Origin of the sequence: Streptomyces sp. NRRL WC-3549 (genome assembly GCF_000721935.1) — a bacterium.
Classification (GTDB): domain Bacteria; phylum Actinomycetota; class Actinomycetes; order Streptomycetales; family Streptomycetaceae; genus Streptomyces.
Genome location: NZ_KL585383.1, coordinates 131,651 through 131,952, shown reverse-complemented (window position 1 = coordinate 131,952; position 302 = coordinate 131,651). Strand labels below are relative to the sequence as shown.

The 302-nt window shown below is 74.8% G+C and carries 1 protein-coding gene; it reads left to right on the top strand.

What is annotated here, in order from left to right; translation table 11 throughout:
* A partial coding sequence (locus IH13_RS0102770; RefSeq protein ID WP_199814590.1) for a sensor histidine kinase occupies window positions 1–302 on the top strand: 302 nt, incomplete at both ends.

Genomic DNA, 302 nt, shown 5'->3' with positions numbered 1-302 from the left:
CCCCGCCGTGACCGGCTGGGCCGACCCCGTCGCCCTCTCCAGCGCGCTGGACGCCGTCATCGACAACGCGCTGAAGTTCACACCCCCCGGCGAGGAGGTCACGGTCACCGTGGGAGCGGAGGGCGCCTGGGCGACCGTCGTCGTCGCCGACCGCGGACCCGGCCTCACCGAACAGGAGCTGGAACGCGTCGGCGACCGCTTCTGGCGCAGCGGCCGGCACCAGAACGTCCAGGGCTCGGGCCTCGGCCTGTCGATCTCCCGCACCCTGCTCACGGCCGGCGGCGGGTCGATCGGCTACGGCC